Source organism: Stenotrophomonas sp. YJH_SMC_138 (genome assembly GCF_059369855.1).
On record NZ_JCAFTB010000004.1, the window covers coordinates 69534 to 82135 of the forward strand.

Genomic DNA, 12602 nt, shown 5'->3' on the forward strand with positions numbered 1-12602 from the left:
CCCTGGCATTGGAGGCAGGGCATGGATGAGCGTGCAGCGGATGCGGAAGTGGTTTCCATCGACGACCTGCTCGAACGCGTGCGTCGCGAAGGGCCGGTACTGCGCTTCAACAATGATGTCGTCGGCATCTTTGATCCGGCCCTGGCGGTCAGGATCGACAAGGCCAACACCGACCGGCACACCGTACCGGATTCACTGATTGATTTTCTTGGGCTGCGCAGTGGCAGGGACCCCGTTGCGTGGCGCGAGGTGCGGGCGTTGCTGAGCGAGCAGGCCGGGCGGCTGGCCAGTCCCGGCCACATGCGCGACCTCTACACGCGCATGCACGGCTTCCTTGCCCAGCGCGCGGACAGGCCGCATGACCTCAGCGAACTGAGCTGGTGGACGATCTCGCAGTCGCTGTTGCCGATGCTGATCGACGGCCTCAGTCGATCCGACGTCGATGCGCTCATCGGTGAGCAGAAGACCCGATACAACGCCATCGTGCTGCAGAACTTCTCGTTCTGGCGGCGGATCATCGACTTCCATCTTTCCCGCCGCGCGGCGCGCACGGTGTCGCGGCACATCCGGCGTCGTGCGCGCCAGACCGTGCCGCGCGAGGACTTCCTGCAATCCCTGCTGCCGCTGGTGCAGCGGGTCGGGGTGGACCGCGTGGCCTATCTGGTGTCGATGGTGCTGGCCGGCATGTCGGGCCTGCCGGGCATCACGGCGGCCAGCCTGCTGTACGCGATGCATCGATTTCCGCACTGGCAGGCGCGCATCCGCGAGGAAACCTCGGCGCTGAGCCTGGAGCAGTTGTATGCGCTGCCGATCAAGTCGCTGCCGTGCACGTCGCGTTTCGTCAAGGAAACCCTGCGGCTGTGGCCGGGACTGTTCGCCCTGCATCGTCCGGCCTCGCACGATATCGACATCGAGGGCGTGTGCATCCGCAAGGGCGGGGCATACGAGTTGTCGTCCTACTTCCAGCATCATTCGCCGGAGTACTGGCAGAACCCGGACAGCTTCGATCCTGATCGCTGGTTGCCGGAGCGACGCCAGGCCAACAAGGGCGCCTACGTGCCCTTCGGATTTTCCTCGCGGGCCTGCATCGGCAGTGCGGTCGGCCACGCGCAGCTGCTGCTGTTCTGCGCATTGGTGACCCGCGATTTCGAGTTGACGGTGCAGGATGAGCCCACGCCGTGGATGCAGCTGGAAGGCTTTGCCATTCCGGTCGATTTCATCGGTACGCTGACGCCGTGGCACGCCTGACAGCATCTGTACTGCCTGGCTCAGTCTTCAATCTCGCCACGGCGGCCTGCCGCGCGCACCGCCTGCGCGGTGGTGGCCACGCCGAGCCGTTGTCGCGCTCGCCGCAGGTGGTTCTCCACCGTGCGTGCAGACAGCCCCAGCGTGGCCGCGATCTCCGCCTGGCGCCGTCCAGCAGCGACCCAGCGCAGCACCTCGCGTTCGCGTGCGCTCAACGCGCCTGCGCGAACATCCGCGGGCGCCTCGGCGAACTGGCGCGCCGCACGGAAGGCTGACGTTCCGACCATTTCCAGCAGCAGGCGCGCGCTGGCGGATGCATCAATCGAGGTGCCGGCGAAACTGACCGCACCCTCCAGGCCGGTCGGGCCGAACACCGGCACCTGCAACCCATGCAGGCCATCGCCGCGCGGCTGCTTCACCACCTGATAGCGTTCGCCGCGCACGCCCTGGCGCTTGCTCCAGAAGAACGGCGCATTGCCGTCCAGTACATGGCGGTTGACCGGGCAGGCATGCAGGTAGCGGGCAAGTCCGGTATCGCTGCCGTCGCCGAACCAGTCACCCTCGATCCAGTACACGCGCTGCGCGTCGCGTTCCAGCCCGGTCCCGGTGGCAAACACCAGCAGTCGATCGTAGCCCAGGGGTGAGGCGGCGGCGCGCAGCACGCCGCCCACCGCGGGCAGTGACCGCGCCTGTTCCAGTTCCAGCAGCGCGGGCACCAGCGCAGGCATGTGCTCAGCGCCCCGCCAGTGCATCGAGCAGCGTACGCGCGGCCAGCTTGCCCAACGCGTTGCCGGCCAGCGGACTGTCGCCGGTCAGCAGCAGGCGATCCTGCAGCACGCTGCCATCGATGCCCTCATTGACGATCTGCACGCCCTGCTGGGCCAGTCGTTCACCGAAGAACCAACGCAGCTGCCCCGGCATGTAGCCGATCTCCGGTGTCTGCCGGTCCATTGCGTCGGGGAAGGCGCAGATGCGGTAACCACGGAACAGCGAGCCACCGTCGGCTTCGTCGACGCCCGCCGCCAGCAGCGCCGCCGGGCCATGGCAGAGCGTGATGATGTGGCGCTGCCCGGCCATGGCCCACTGCAGCGTGGCCTTCACCGCCGCGCTCTCCGGCAGGCCGATCAGTGCGCCGTGGCCACCGGGAATGAAGATGGCGGCATAGTCCGAATCGGCTCCCAGGCCGGCCACCACCTCATCCAGCTGCAACGGCTGGCGGAAGCGCGCCTCATAGCGTTCGTACAGGGCGCCGATCTCGCGGTCCTCGCGCGGGAAGGCCCACCACTCGAACTTCACGGCGTTGCCGGACAGCGTCGCCACGTCGATGTCGAAGCCGGCCTTGTCCAGGTGGTACATCGGCAGCAGGGTTTCCACTGGGTGGTTGCCGGTGGAGAACAGGTGGCCATTGGCGGTCGGCAGATAACGCTCGTCGGCGGCGATCATCAGCACCTTCCAGCGGCCATCGCGGCGTGCATCCGGATAGTCGGCCCCGGACAGGTCGCTCCTGGGCGATGTGAACTGCGACAGCGAGTACGGCGACGGGAAGAAGGCATCGCGCTCGGCCGGATCGGGGCTGGGCTGGCGGCTGGGCTCTTGCGTGTTCATGCGGACCTCCGTTGGGGGAAAGTGAGCCCAGCATAGGAGGCCGCGTGCGCAGGCGCGATGAGGGATTCCCCTCAATGGACCACCACCCGGATGCTGCATCGCGCCACCGGCCCGGTTGGACAGCGGGATTATGTCGTGTTATCTAGCCGGTGCCGGGATAATCCCGGCATAACCACACAGCAAGCAAAGGAATGAAAATGAAAAGATTCGCCCGAGCATTGCGCGTCACTCTGAATATCCATCCGAACGAGAAGAGCAGTGTGTGGAATACCTGGCCGCTCTGGGTCGAGTTCTGATCCCGCGGGGCAACCCCGCGATTGAGCGGTAGCAAGACGAAGGGACTCGTCTTTCGAGTCCCTTCCTGCCGGAGACGCACTGCATGCAAGGGATGTCGAATGAAGGCAGCGCCATTGCTGCCGAGCGCTTGGCTGCGCGGGTGGAGCGCGAAGGACCGGTGCTGAAACTGGAAACCGGCGGTATCGGGGTATTCTGCCCAGAGCTGGCCGGCAAGGTCGACAAGGAGAATTCCGAGCACCTGTTCGTGGTCGAGTCGCTGGCCGACCTGTTCCGCCGGCACGAACGCGTGCGCTGGACCGAAGTGCGCAGCCTGATCGCGACCCGCAGTGCTGAGCTTACCGGAGCGCAGACCCTGGAGGCGCTGCAGTCGCGCATGCGGCAGGCGTTGGACGCACTGTGCGGGCGCGAGCTGGATGCCACGCCAGCCGTGTGGAAGGTGATGGCGCATCCGCTGGTGCCACTGGTGATCGACGGGCTCGACGCGCGCGGTACCGAGGCCATCGAACGCGCCCTGCATCTGCGCTACACCACCCAGGTCGAGCAGGTCATCCATCGGCGTCATCTGCTGCGCAACTTCCTCATCGGTCGTGGCGAATCGCGCACGATTCATTCCGAACTGAAGCGGCGCGTGCGCGATGGCCGTACTCCGCTGGACTACGCGCAGTCATTGTTGACCCTTCGCGAGCGCATCGGCCTGGACAAGGTCACCTACCTGGTCACCGTGCAGCTGATCGCCATTTCCGGGGTGCCCGGCATGATGGCCGCCTGCCTGCTGCTGGCGATGCAGATGCATCCACACTGGCGCCAGCGCATCGAGGAGGAATTCGCGCCGCTCTCGGATGCGGAGATCCATGCGCTGCCGATGGCCAGGATTCCCTGCACGATGCGCTTCCTGAAGGAAGTGATGCGGCTGTATTCCACCCCCTTCAACAACCGTCGGGTGGCCGCCTGCGATCTGCAGGTGGAAGGGCAGGCCATCGCCGAGGGCACGGTGTTCGAGCTGAGCTCGTTCATCCAGCATCGCTCGGCGAAATACTGGGATGACCCGCTGCTGTTCGATCCCGATCGCTGGCTGCCTGAGCGGCGCAAGCGCACGGCCGGCATCTATGTGCCTTATGGCTTCCCCACGCGCTCGTGCGTGGGATCGGCGGTGGGCAACGCGCAACTGGTACTGCTGTGTGCGCTGCTGGCGCGCGAATTCCGTTTCACCCCCAGCGCCGACTACCGGCCCGAGGTGCGCATGGAAGGCTTCGCGATTCCCGCGGCGCTGCACGGCACGTTCTCGCGCCATGAGGCCGGTGCCTGATCTGCAGGGGCGGGCGGCTTACTTTGCCGTACGCCCGTGTTCCTGCATGTCCTCATGCAGGATCCGCCGCAGCTCGACGATGGCCGGCGTGGCTTCCTGCACGCTGTGACCGGACACGATCACCTTCTCCGAAACGGCGTGTGGCAGGTGCGAGCTCCAGTAGGGCACCAGCCCGTCATCGGTTTTTTCCAGTGGGCCATCGGCCTTGGCGCGGGCGATGATCGAGTGGTAGTGCACCTTCGGTGACATCGGCAGGTCGGCCACGGCGCGGACGAACGGGTCGTCCTTGTCCAGGTTCTGGATGCTGTTCATCTGGTAGCCGTGCTTGCCATCGTTGCGATCGATCCGGCCGTCGTTGGCCAGCGTCGCCACGTCCTCCAGCACGGTCAGCGGCAGCCGTACCAGGCGGCCGATCCAGCGGCCGAGGCGGGTACCGGCCACGTCGGTGCCGCGATGCGGTGTGGCGATGAACACCACCCGCGATACTTCCGGTTCCGGCAGGAAGGTCAGTACCGGCGCGCCCTTGGTGCGCAGCAGCTCGCGCTGGGCGGGCGTCATCTGCGCGGTGGCCAGCAGAGTGTCGACCAGGTGGTCGCCGGAGGAAGAGACCATCAACCGCGCGATCACCCCGCCCATGCTGTGCCCGACCAGCACCATGTCATGCGAGGCCTGCGCCTTGCCGCTGGGGTCGAAGTGCTTGAGCACTTCGGCCAGCGTGTGGCGCATCGCATCGTGGCTCATCGCGATGGGCATGTTGGTCGGGTAGTAGAACTGCCAGACCTGGAAGTCCTGGCGGATCTCGTCGTCGCGCATCAGTTCGTTGGCCACGTTCACCCAGGCCTCGGGACTGCTGGCCAGGCCATGGATCATCAACAGCACGCGGCGGTTCGGGTCGTAGGGCTGCATCATGTAAAGATGCGGCGCGTCGATGCCGCCCTTGCCACCAAACAACGAGCGCAGCGACTGCTGGCTGAAGTTGGAGCGCGCCAGCCACAGTGCGTAGCCCGCAGTGAAGTTGGCCGCCAACGGCACCTGCTGGCCGTGCAGGGTTACTTCCGAGACCTGGTAGGGATCGTGGATCTCCAGTTCCGGCTCGTCGTCGTGCAGCACTTCCCACAGGTTCTTTCCCGAGAAGCGCAGCAGCACCGTCATCGAAGGCGAGGGCATCTCGCTCCAGCTCTGCGCGGCCGGGGTGCTTGCCTGCGCGGCGGGCGTCGCTGCCGAAGGCGGGGTGGCCGTGCTGCCAGCCGGATCGTCCATCACCGCCACCAGCTCGGCACCGAAGCCATCGCGGCGATGCACGCTGCGCAGCGTACCGGTGAACGACAGCGAGGCCGCCGGTACCAGCTCGGTGGGGGTGCGCGTGTCCAGCGGCGATGCTTCGCCTGAAGGGGCCAGCACGAAGGTCCAGCGGCCCAGCTGGAAATGGCTGGCCTGGCTGTGCACGCGCCCGGTGGCGTACGCGTTGTACAGCTGCACCGAGGCTTCCTGCACAGCCAGGTTGTAGTAGTCGCGCACCTGGGTCTGGCGGTCCTCGAAACCACGCTGGTTGGCGGTGCGCTCGGTGAAGAACAGATAGGCATAGGCCTGGCGCGCGACCTGCATCCACGCATCGAGGCGCGGCTGGAAGTCGGCATCCAGTTCGGTGATCGCGGTCTTGGCGCGGCCGGATGCCGAGTACTCGCGCTTCGGTGCCGGCAGGGTCATCGCATGCTGCAGCCACAACTCGGCCAGGCTGGAGCGCTTGTCTTCCTCGCGCACCACGATGCTGCTTTCCATGGCCTCGATGCAGGGCAGGCCGGGCTTGGCACAGACGCCCTCATCGAGCCCGGCCACGCGCAGGGTCTCGGTGGTCGCCGCGCTGAGCTTGCCGGAGGTGAGGATGTCACCGCGCTTGAGCGCGATGTACTGGCCGGGCGTGACCGAGGCGACCTGCACCGACGGTCCGAACTGGCGCAGCGTCGCGCAGCCCCCCAGGGTGAGCAGCACGGTGATGATGAGGGTCGTGCGGCCGATGAAGCCCATGCCCGTGGTAGCCATACGATGCTCCTGCGCGGTGGCGTCACTCTAGCGGCCGGCCTGTCAAAGCGGAATAGACCGAACGGTCGGTTTGGGCCTGGCCGCCGTGGGCGATTCAGCCATTCCCGTGTGACACTGCGGCGAATGGAAGGGACACGGTGATCGCGATGGCCTGGCTGGAAACCCGCATTCCCCCGCCCGTGGTGATGCTGCTGTGCGCCGCTGCGGGCTTTGCAGCACGCTGGCTGTGGCCGGGTTTCCACCTTCGGGTGCCGGTGCCGGTTCTGCTCGCAGGCGTGACGGTGACGCTGGGTGTCGTGCTCAATCTGCTGCCCAAGCTGTCTTTCCAGCGCGCCGGTACCACCGTCAATCCTCTGCGACCTTCGGCGTCGAGCGCGCTGGTTACCAGCGGAATCTACCGCCGCACGCGCAATCCGATGTATCTGGGCCAGGCGTTGGTCCTGCTTGGCGCCATGGTGTACCTGCAGAACCTGATCGCGCTGCTGGTGGTGCCGCTGTTCCTGGTGTACATCACCCGGCTGCAGATCCTGCCGGAGGAGCGGGCACTGATGGCCCGCTTTCCCGAGGCGTACGCGCAATACCGTCATCGCGTGCCGCGCTGGCTGTAGCGTCGGCTACGCCATCAGCGGCTGATCTGGCACTTCATCGCAGCCGAATAACCCTCGTAGTCGTCGCCCGCGATCACGTGCAGGGTGTGGCGCTTGTCGATGCGCTTCACGTACGACGGCTCTTCGGTGTTGGCATGCTCGTTGACCTCGGTCACCGACCAGGCCTTGGCCAGGCGCTTGGAATCGACGCCGTTCAAGTACACGAAGAGGCTCTTCTCGCCTTCGGCCACGTTTACATCGGCACTGGTGACCGTGCCGCCAAACAGCGCGACCGGCTTGTCCTCCGGCTCGAAGGTGCCGCCCGGTTTCTTGGCCAGGCCGGCGGCCTGCAGCGCATCGATGGCGTCGGCCGCACTGAAGTTCGAGCCGGCCTTGCAGGCCAGCAGCGCTTCCAGCGTGGCGGTGCCGGGGGGCGCGATGGCCGGCGCCGCAGCGAGCGAGGCTGAGGCTGCGGCGAGGGTGGTGAGGAGCAGGACGAGCGTGGTTGTGGCGGTTTTCATTGCAGATCCTTCTGGCGGCAGCAGGCCGGGGCAATGCAGCGATGGAGCGAAAGCTCCATCCCGATTATGCCCCACGCTTCCCGCACGACGAGCAGGCACAAAAAAGCCGGAACCCCCTCGACGGGAGATCCGGCTTCTTGCGGCCTCGACAGGCCATACAGATGGTGGAGGTGGGCGGAGAGGTCTCAAAAGACCTGTAACTCACTGATTCCACTCATAATATTGGGGTGGCGACCGTTAGCGCGGCGATACCTCAAACGATACATGATCCTAATTTGGTTGGGCGGCGCAGCGCAAGCCTTGGGCATCGGCGATACTGACAACCACGCCAAGACATCTGCAAGGACGCTATGTGAGCACTCAGATTCCTCCACGGGTTCGAGAGGCATTGGAGCAAGCTAGGGCGGCCAAGCTCGCCCGAACTGCTCCTGATGAGGCTTTCTCTGACCTGCTGACACACGAGGTCAACAACGATTGGCTTGGATCGATGCAGGCGACGAACGATCAAATTGCCAACGCGATGCGTCGGTGGTTCTTGCAACGCTACTGCGATCCCGCCATGGAGACCCCGTATAGCAGCGACATGGGGGACTACTTCTATGTGAATGGAGGCCCTTATGATGCTCACGACGAGTTATACGACCGCTTCCAGAGGCTAGTGGAAGAAGGCCTCATTGAGGCAGTCGCCGATGATCTTGTATCGGACCAGGGATTGTACTGGGCACCTACCCAGCTCACCTACTACAGGCCAGATGAGGATGTTTTCGTTGATGATCGGAACGAGCCGACCGTCAGATTGGAAGGCCGCTTAGGTGCTATCAATGCGGTCTTAGGATTAGGTGGTGATGCGTTCGCAGAGGTGACTGCGAGAAATTTGGTGTTCGCCTCGGTCATCAGTTCTCTGGAGACATTTCTGTGGGAGACCCTTGTCTACTGGGTGGACCATGATGAAGGCGTGGTGAGGCGGTTGATAACTGATCATCCCCACTTCCGAAATGAAGACGTGAAGCTCCATACCATTTTGGATATCAGCGATCCAATTGGGTTTGCAAGAACGAAAATTCGCTCCCACATGCAGACGACTGTGTGGCATCGCTGGGACAAGGTCACCTCGCTATACCAGTTCGCGTTCAGAATTCGTATCCCTAGCGTGGAGGGGTTCACCGAGGCAATCAAGATCCGTCATGACATAGTTCATCGAAGCGGCCAGACGGTCGAAGGCGTTGAGCACGCTGTAACAGTTGAGGCGATCTCGAATCTCTCGGCTCAGGTTCTGGACTTCGCGAACGAGATGGACCGCAAGATTGCCGATGCTACGGCACCCACAGCTGAGGAAGAAGAACCGTCTGCGGAAGAGGAGTTCTGATTCGTGCAGCTCACAAAGATCAGAATGCGCACTAGAGTGCTGCACGGACTGGCTCTTCTTGTCGTCGGGCCGTGGCTTGCATGGCTGTCGTTCGGTCTGCTGGTTCGGTTCGAGCAGTCACCAGCATCTCTAGGCACGATCCCCTTTACTTGGGCCTACTACCTGGGAATCACGGCGATCCCGATGCTCTTCGGGCTGATTCTTATCGGCTTCGTGCGGCCCTTGTTCGGCTGGATCATCTACGCGCTGGGGAGTGTATTCATGCTCTACGGACAGGCGGCGTTGTCTTCGACGCCAACCGCCTACTGACAGGGGTTGCTATGTTGAAAGAGTTTCCTAAGCCGCTCGCGATAACAGTTGGTGACGTTGTGGGCTCTTACTACTACAGTCATCGGCGCCTGGAGACGATGCTGTATGAGGCGGGTGCGTCCGGGGACGTTCCGGAAGGCAACTGCGTCGATAAGGTGACGAATTGGCTGATCAGAGAGGGTAGGGAGGACGTATCTAGGTCCTTCTCCATTCTGGGCAACCTCATCGAAGACATCATGGATGGCGAAGTCCCGTCTTGGGAGCCAGAGAAGAAGCTCAACGCTCGTAAGCGGATCACTGAGGCCCTTGCACGCTACCAGCTGTCTTACGGTTTCGGTGGCCGCATTCTGGGGGCGCACTCGGTCACTGCTCCGAGCAAGGCGTTCGGCGAAGCGCTAAAGGAGTTCTCTGTCTCGGAAGTTGAAGAGGAGTTCGAGCGCGCCGTCAGGTTCATTGAATCCGACCCAGCCGCAGCGGTTACGGCGGCATGTGCGATTGTTGAGGCGTTGTGCAAGCACTACATCGCGACGGAAGGCCTTGAGCTACCTTCAAATCAGACCGTCAAGCCGCTTTGGGTAGTGGTCGCCAAGCACCTCAAACTGTCGCCTGAGCAGCTGGAAGATGATGACCTCAAGCGAGTTCTCGCGGGGCTTAGCTCGATCATTGATGGCATCGGCGCCTTCCGGACTCATGCGGGTAGTGCCCACGGGCAGCACAAGCGCACGTATAAGGTCGCTCCGCGTCATGCTCGGCTAGTTGTCCACTCAGCGCACTCACTGTGCTTGTTTGTTGTGGAGACCTGGAAGGACCGCAAGAAGAGCGATACAGGCAGGCTGAAGGCTTAGGGCGGAGCTATGGGGATCGTTGGCTTTCTGAAGTCGCTTGTGGGGGCAAGGCGTCCTGCCGCTCCCCAAGGTCAGGTGCCGCAAGAGGCTGGCTACAAGGCGCTCGAAATCACGCCAAGCGATGACGTGTTCGATTGCTACGACGCCGTATTCGACCAAGCGATGGCGAAGGTGTCGGGTCTCCCTGCGGAAGACGTAGGCGCCATCAAGGACTACATCATGGCTGTTGAAGGAGGCTTCTTGAATGCTCACGGATACTACGAGCACGTGTGGGAGAACTACTTCGCAGCCCGTTCTTGGCGATGGCTTGAGCATGAGGAGTGGCTGTCCATTTTCTCTGAACTGGGTCGCTTCCCGCTCAACTTTCCTCAGCCCGTGCCGTCTCAGCGGCCGTCCGTTTCTTCATTACTACAGCGGATGAAGGTTGCTGACTTGAAGCTACTGTGTAAGTGCTGCTCAGTGAGTTTCAACTCAAAGACTAACAAGGCCCAGCTGATTGGGATGCTGGAACTGATTCCAAGTATAGAGAAGCAGCCGCAGCTTCAGGCCATCGCGTCTCAGATCAACTCTGAGGCGAAGCGGTCCATCTACTCTCTACTCATGCGGACAATCCAGTTCCGGGCAATGAGCCTGCACAACAAGAGAAGAGCTCACGCCATCGGAGTGACAGAGTTCAGGGTCATGCACACTTTCGAGCAGGATAGAGAGTTTGTGGAGTTGGCTTGGAGGAGAGTGCCAGATGGACTTCCCCCTTTGTTTCCGGGCGACATGAGTGGTCTGCGATCAGTGATCCCATCATTTGATAGCTAGACTCTACGGTTCTCAACACAAAGACTGATGCAGGAATTCCAATCCGAAAGCACGCCCGTGTCCTTCTCAAGCAATGTGTTGCATTTCTGCTCTACGCAAGGTGTGGCTATTGAAATCAGCCAGCCTCGGCAATTACCCGAAATCTGAGGTTTCAAGCAATGAACACACAGGGTCGGCGAAACTTCTTCCTGTCGGTAGCAGGGTGCTTGTGGAGTGATTTCTGAAGATGGTGTTCCCTTCGCCTTCGAAGGCCAGCCCGGGGCGGATGCACGATCACGGTTAAGCTATATCTAGCCAGGGGGTGCTTGACGCCCTCGATTCTGCAGCTAGATTCTCGGAATGACCTCCAAATGCCATTCCGCTGACGCCGTGCTTATCAACTATCTCTTGGACCTTGGTCTTAAGGTCGAACGCGCAGCACCTTATGACGAGGAGATTGAGGGCATAGTTTGGAGGATCGGTTTTACTGATGATGACGGCTCGGAGCCGCTGCCATTAGAGTTCAGGTCTAGACAAGATGTATGGCGGTGGTGGCGGACAACTGCCGCTGATTTAGCATTCGCAAATTCTTTTGCAGCTATGATCGGAAAGGCCTGCGGCAAGGGTAATCAGTCGGCCCACGGCGTGCGAGTATGGGCGGAGAAGGGTTTCGGAGTTCGTCGTCCTGATTTGGTAACAATGTTGTTCTCGCTGCACAGCTCAAAGCGTGTCAGGTCATTGCCTGGATGGACGCGGAAGGCCCGGGTTAACACCGAGATGGCGGGATACCCGTGGTCGCTGGATCGGTTGATACTGAGATACACAGCCCGTACGAAATGATGATTGGACTTCTTTGCATGAAATGAGAAGATCATGATTCCTGAGGTCGCTGATGTGGACGGGTATGGGACTCAAGTATGCGTACGATTCTTCTGACCCTGGGCGTACAGCCGTTAGCATCTTGGGCTGGCTGGCTCGTCACCGTGGTAAGACGCCGAGATGTTTGTTATGTAATGAAGATTTGGTGGTTAAAGGTGAGCGCTCGCTACAGGTGGATTGCTATTTTTCCCACCAAATGAATTCAAGTTGCCCTACGATTTCATCGAAGTCTCCGACTTCGTACATATTAAATGCCCAGATGAGTCCGGGGGCATCGCACGCCTCGCGTGACTATGCGAGAGAAAATATATTGGGTGTTTATATAGCGATGCGTGGTCTGGAGAAGGGAGTGGGGTGGCTTGATCTTGAGAAGGCGTGTGACGTTGCTAAGCAAAAGAAAGTTTGGGATCTTGTAGGGATAACTCCTGAGTTTATACCCGCCATTTTGCTTTCCTGCTTGGATGCGTGGACTCCTCGCGGGTCAACCGGGCTCGTAGCTTATTTTTTGGAGCCCAGCGCAACTCCTGGAAGTCATTGGAATTTTGGTGGCGCTAAAAAAACTAAATTGTATGAGGTTGATATGAAGACCGGGGATATAAAAATTCATCCCATTGGCATGAAACAACCGAAAAGCAATCTCATCTCTCGAATAGAGAAGTTGCTCATATGACTATTTTTCACGAGCTGGCGTAATTCAGATTTAAGCTCTTGGCAGTCGAATGTACAACTGTGAATTGTCCAAGCGATTACTGAGAGCCGAGCCCCGCAGACGCGGGGCCATTTTTGGGTGCGATACGCCAAGCGGCAGTAGTG

12 protein-coding genes are annotated in these 12602 nt (G+C 61.5%); 8 read left to right on the forward strand and 4 right to left on the reverse strand.

Going from position 1 to position 12602, the window contains the following annotated elements; genetic code table 11:
• Positions 1-21: 21 nt before the first annotated feature.
• Positions 22-1248: a cytochrome P450 gene (locus AC5P7I_RS10660; RefSeq protein ID WP_262087282.1), complete on the forward strand. Its 1227-nt coding sequence runs from the start codon at positions 22-24 to the stop codon at positions 1246-1248.
• 20 nt (positions 1249-1268) lie between these two features.
• Here AC5P7I_RS10660 and AC5P7I_RS10665 read toward each other — a convergent pair whose 3' ends face one another.
• Together AC5P7I_RS10665 and hchA are read right to left on the reverse strand one after the other, a co-directional pair.
• The gene (locus AC5P7I_RS10665; RefSeq protein WP_134967005.1) at positions 1269-1973 is read right to left on the reverse strand and encodes a PA1136 family autoinducer-binding transcriptional regulator; all 705 of its coding nucleotides are present in this window, start codon (positions 1971-1973) and stop codon (positions 1269-1271) included.
• A 4-nt stretch (positions 1974-1977) separates the two neighbouring features.
• Entirely contained in the window at positions 1978-2850 is an 873-nt protein-coding gene (gene hchA, locus AC5P7I_RS10670) for a glyoxalase III HchA (RefSeq protein ID WP_262087284.1), read from the reverse strand.
• Between the two features lie 379 nt (positions 2851-3229).
• Between hchA and AC5P7I_RS10675 the strand changes: the two genes are divergently transcribed.
• Positions 3230-4453: a cytochrome P450 gene (locus AC5P7I_RS10675; protein WP_262087285.1), complete on the forward strand. Its 1224-nt coding sequence runs from the start codon at positions 3230-3232 to the stop codon at positions 4451-4453.
• A gap of 18 nt (positions 4454-4471) precedes the next feature.
• Here AC5P7I_RS10675 and AC5P7I_RS10680 read toward each other — a convergent pair whose 3' ends face one another.
• A complete protein-coding gene (locus AC5P7I_RS10680; RefSeq protein ID WP_262219509.1) occupies positions 4472-6493 on the reverse strand; it encodes an esterase/lipase family protein in 2022 nt (673 codons plus the stop codon).
• A 146-nt stretch (positions 6494-6639) separates the two neighbouring features.
• Here AC5P7I_RS10680 and AC5P7I_RS10685 point away from each other — a divergent pair, with 146 nt between their 5' ends.
• A complete protein-coding gene (locus AC5P7I_RS10685) occupies positions 6640-7101 on the forward strand; it encodes a methyltransferase family protein (protein WP_049420521.1) in 462 nt (153 codons plus the stop codon).
• Between the two features lie 14 nt (positions 7102-7115).
• On the opposite strand, the gene AC5P7I_RS10690 is transcribed toward AC5P7I_RS10685, so the two are convergent.
• Positions 7116-7601 (reverse strand): hypothetical protein, encoded by a 486-nt coding sequence (locus AC5P7I_RS10690; RefSeq protein WP_262087286.1) that lies wholly within the window; start codon positions 7599-7601, stop codon positions 7116-7118.
• Positions 7602-7953: 352 nt separating this feature from the next.
• Between AC5P7I_RS10690 and AC5P7I_RS10695 the strand changes: the two genes are divergently transcribed.
• From AC5P7I_RS10695 to AC5P7I_RS10715, 5 genes are all read left to right on the forward strand, one after another.
• Positions 7954-8967, forward strand: coding sequence for a hypothetical protein (locus AC5P7I_RS10695; protein WP_262087287.1), 1014 nt, complete (start codon positions 7954-7956; stop codon positions 8965-8967).
• 3 nt (positions 8968-8970) lie between these two features.
• The gene (locus tag AC5P7I_RS10700; protein ID WP_262087288.1) at positions 8971-9276 is read left to right on the forward strand and encodes a hypothetical protein; all 306 of its coding nucleotides are present in this window, start codon (positions 8971-8973) and stop codon (positions 9274-9276) included.
• Between the two features lie 11 nt (positions 9277-9287).
• Entirely contained in the window at positions 9288-10121 is an 834-nt protein-coding gene (locus AC5P7I_RS10705) for an abortive infection family protein (RefSeq protein WP_262087289.1), read from the forward strand.
• Positions 10122-10130: 9 nt separating this feature from the next.
• Positions 10131-10931 (forward strand): hypothetical protein, encoded by an 801-nt coding sequence (locus AC5P7I_RS10710; RefSeq protein ID WP_262087290.1) that lies wholly within the window; start codon positions 10131-10133, stop codon positions 10929-10931.
• An 883-nt stretch (positions 10932-11814) separates the two neighbouring features.
• Positions 11815-12459 (forward strand): hypothetical protein, encoded by a 645-nt coding sequence (locus AC5P7I_RS10715; protein WP_262087291.1) that lies wholly within the window; start codon positions 11815-11817, stop codon positions 12457-12459.
• Positions 12460-12602 lie beyond the last annotated feature (143 nt).

Bases quoted from the DNA above. Each gene is read 5' to 3' on its own strand.
- AC5P7I_RS10660 (WP_262087282.1), top strand. From the start codon at position 22: ATGGATGAGCGTGCAGCGGATGCGGAAGTGGTTTCCATCGACGACCTG.
- AC5P7I_RS10665 (WP_134967005.1), bottom strand. From the start codon at position 1,973: ATGCCTGCGCTGGTGCCCGCGCTGCTGGAACTGGAACAGGCGCGGTCA.
- hchA (WP_262087284.1), bottom strand. From the start codon at position 2,850: ATGAACACGCAAGAGCCCAGCCGCCAGCCCAGCCCCGATCCGGCCGAG.
- AC5P7I_RS10675 (WP_262087285.1), top strand. From the start codon at position 3,230: ATGCAAGGGATGTCGAATGAAGGCAGCGCCATTGCTGCCGAGCGCTTG.
- AC5P7I_RS10680 (WP_262219509.1), bottom strand. From the start codon at position 6,493: ATGGCTACCACGGGCATGGGCTTCATCGGCCGCACGACCCTCATCATC.
- AC5P7I_RS10685 (WP_049420521.1), top strand. From the start codon at position 6,640: ATGGCCTGGCTGGAAACCCGCATTCCCCCGCCCGTGGTGATGCTGCTG.
- AC5P7I_RS10690 (WP_262087286.1), bottom strand. From the start codon at position 7,601: ATGAAAACCGCCACAACCACGCTCGTCCTGCTCCTCACCACCCTCGCC.
- AC5P7I_RS10705 (WP_262087289.1), top strand. From the start codon at position 9,288: ATGTTGAAAGAGTTTCCTAAGCCGCTCGCGATAACAGTTGGTGACGTT.
- AC5P7I_RS10710 (WP_262087290.1), top strand. From the start codon at position 10,131: ATGGGGATCGTTGGCTTTCTGAAGTCGCTTGTGGGGGCAAGGCGTCCT.
- AC5P7I_RS10715 (WP_262087291.1), top strand. From the start codon at position 11,815: ATGGGACTCAAGTATGCGTACGATTCTTCTGACCCTGGGCGTACAGCC.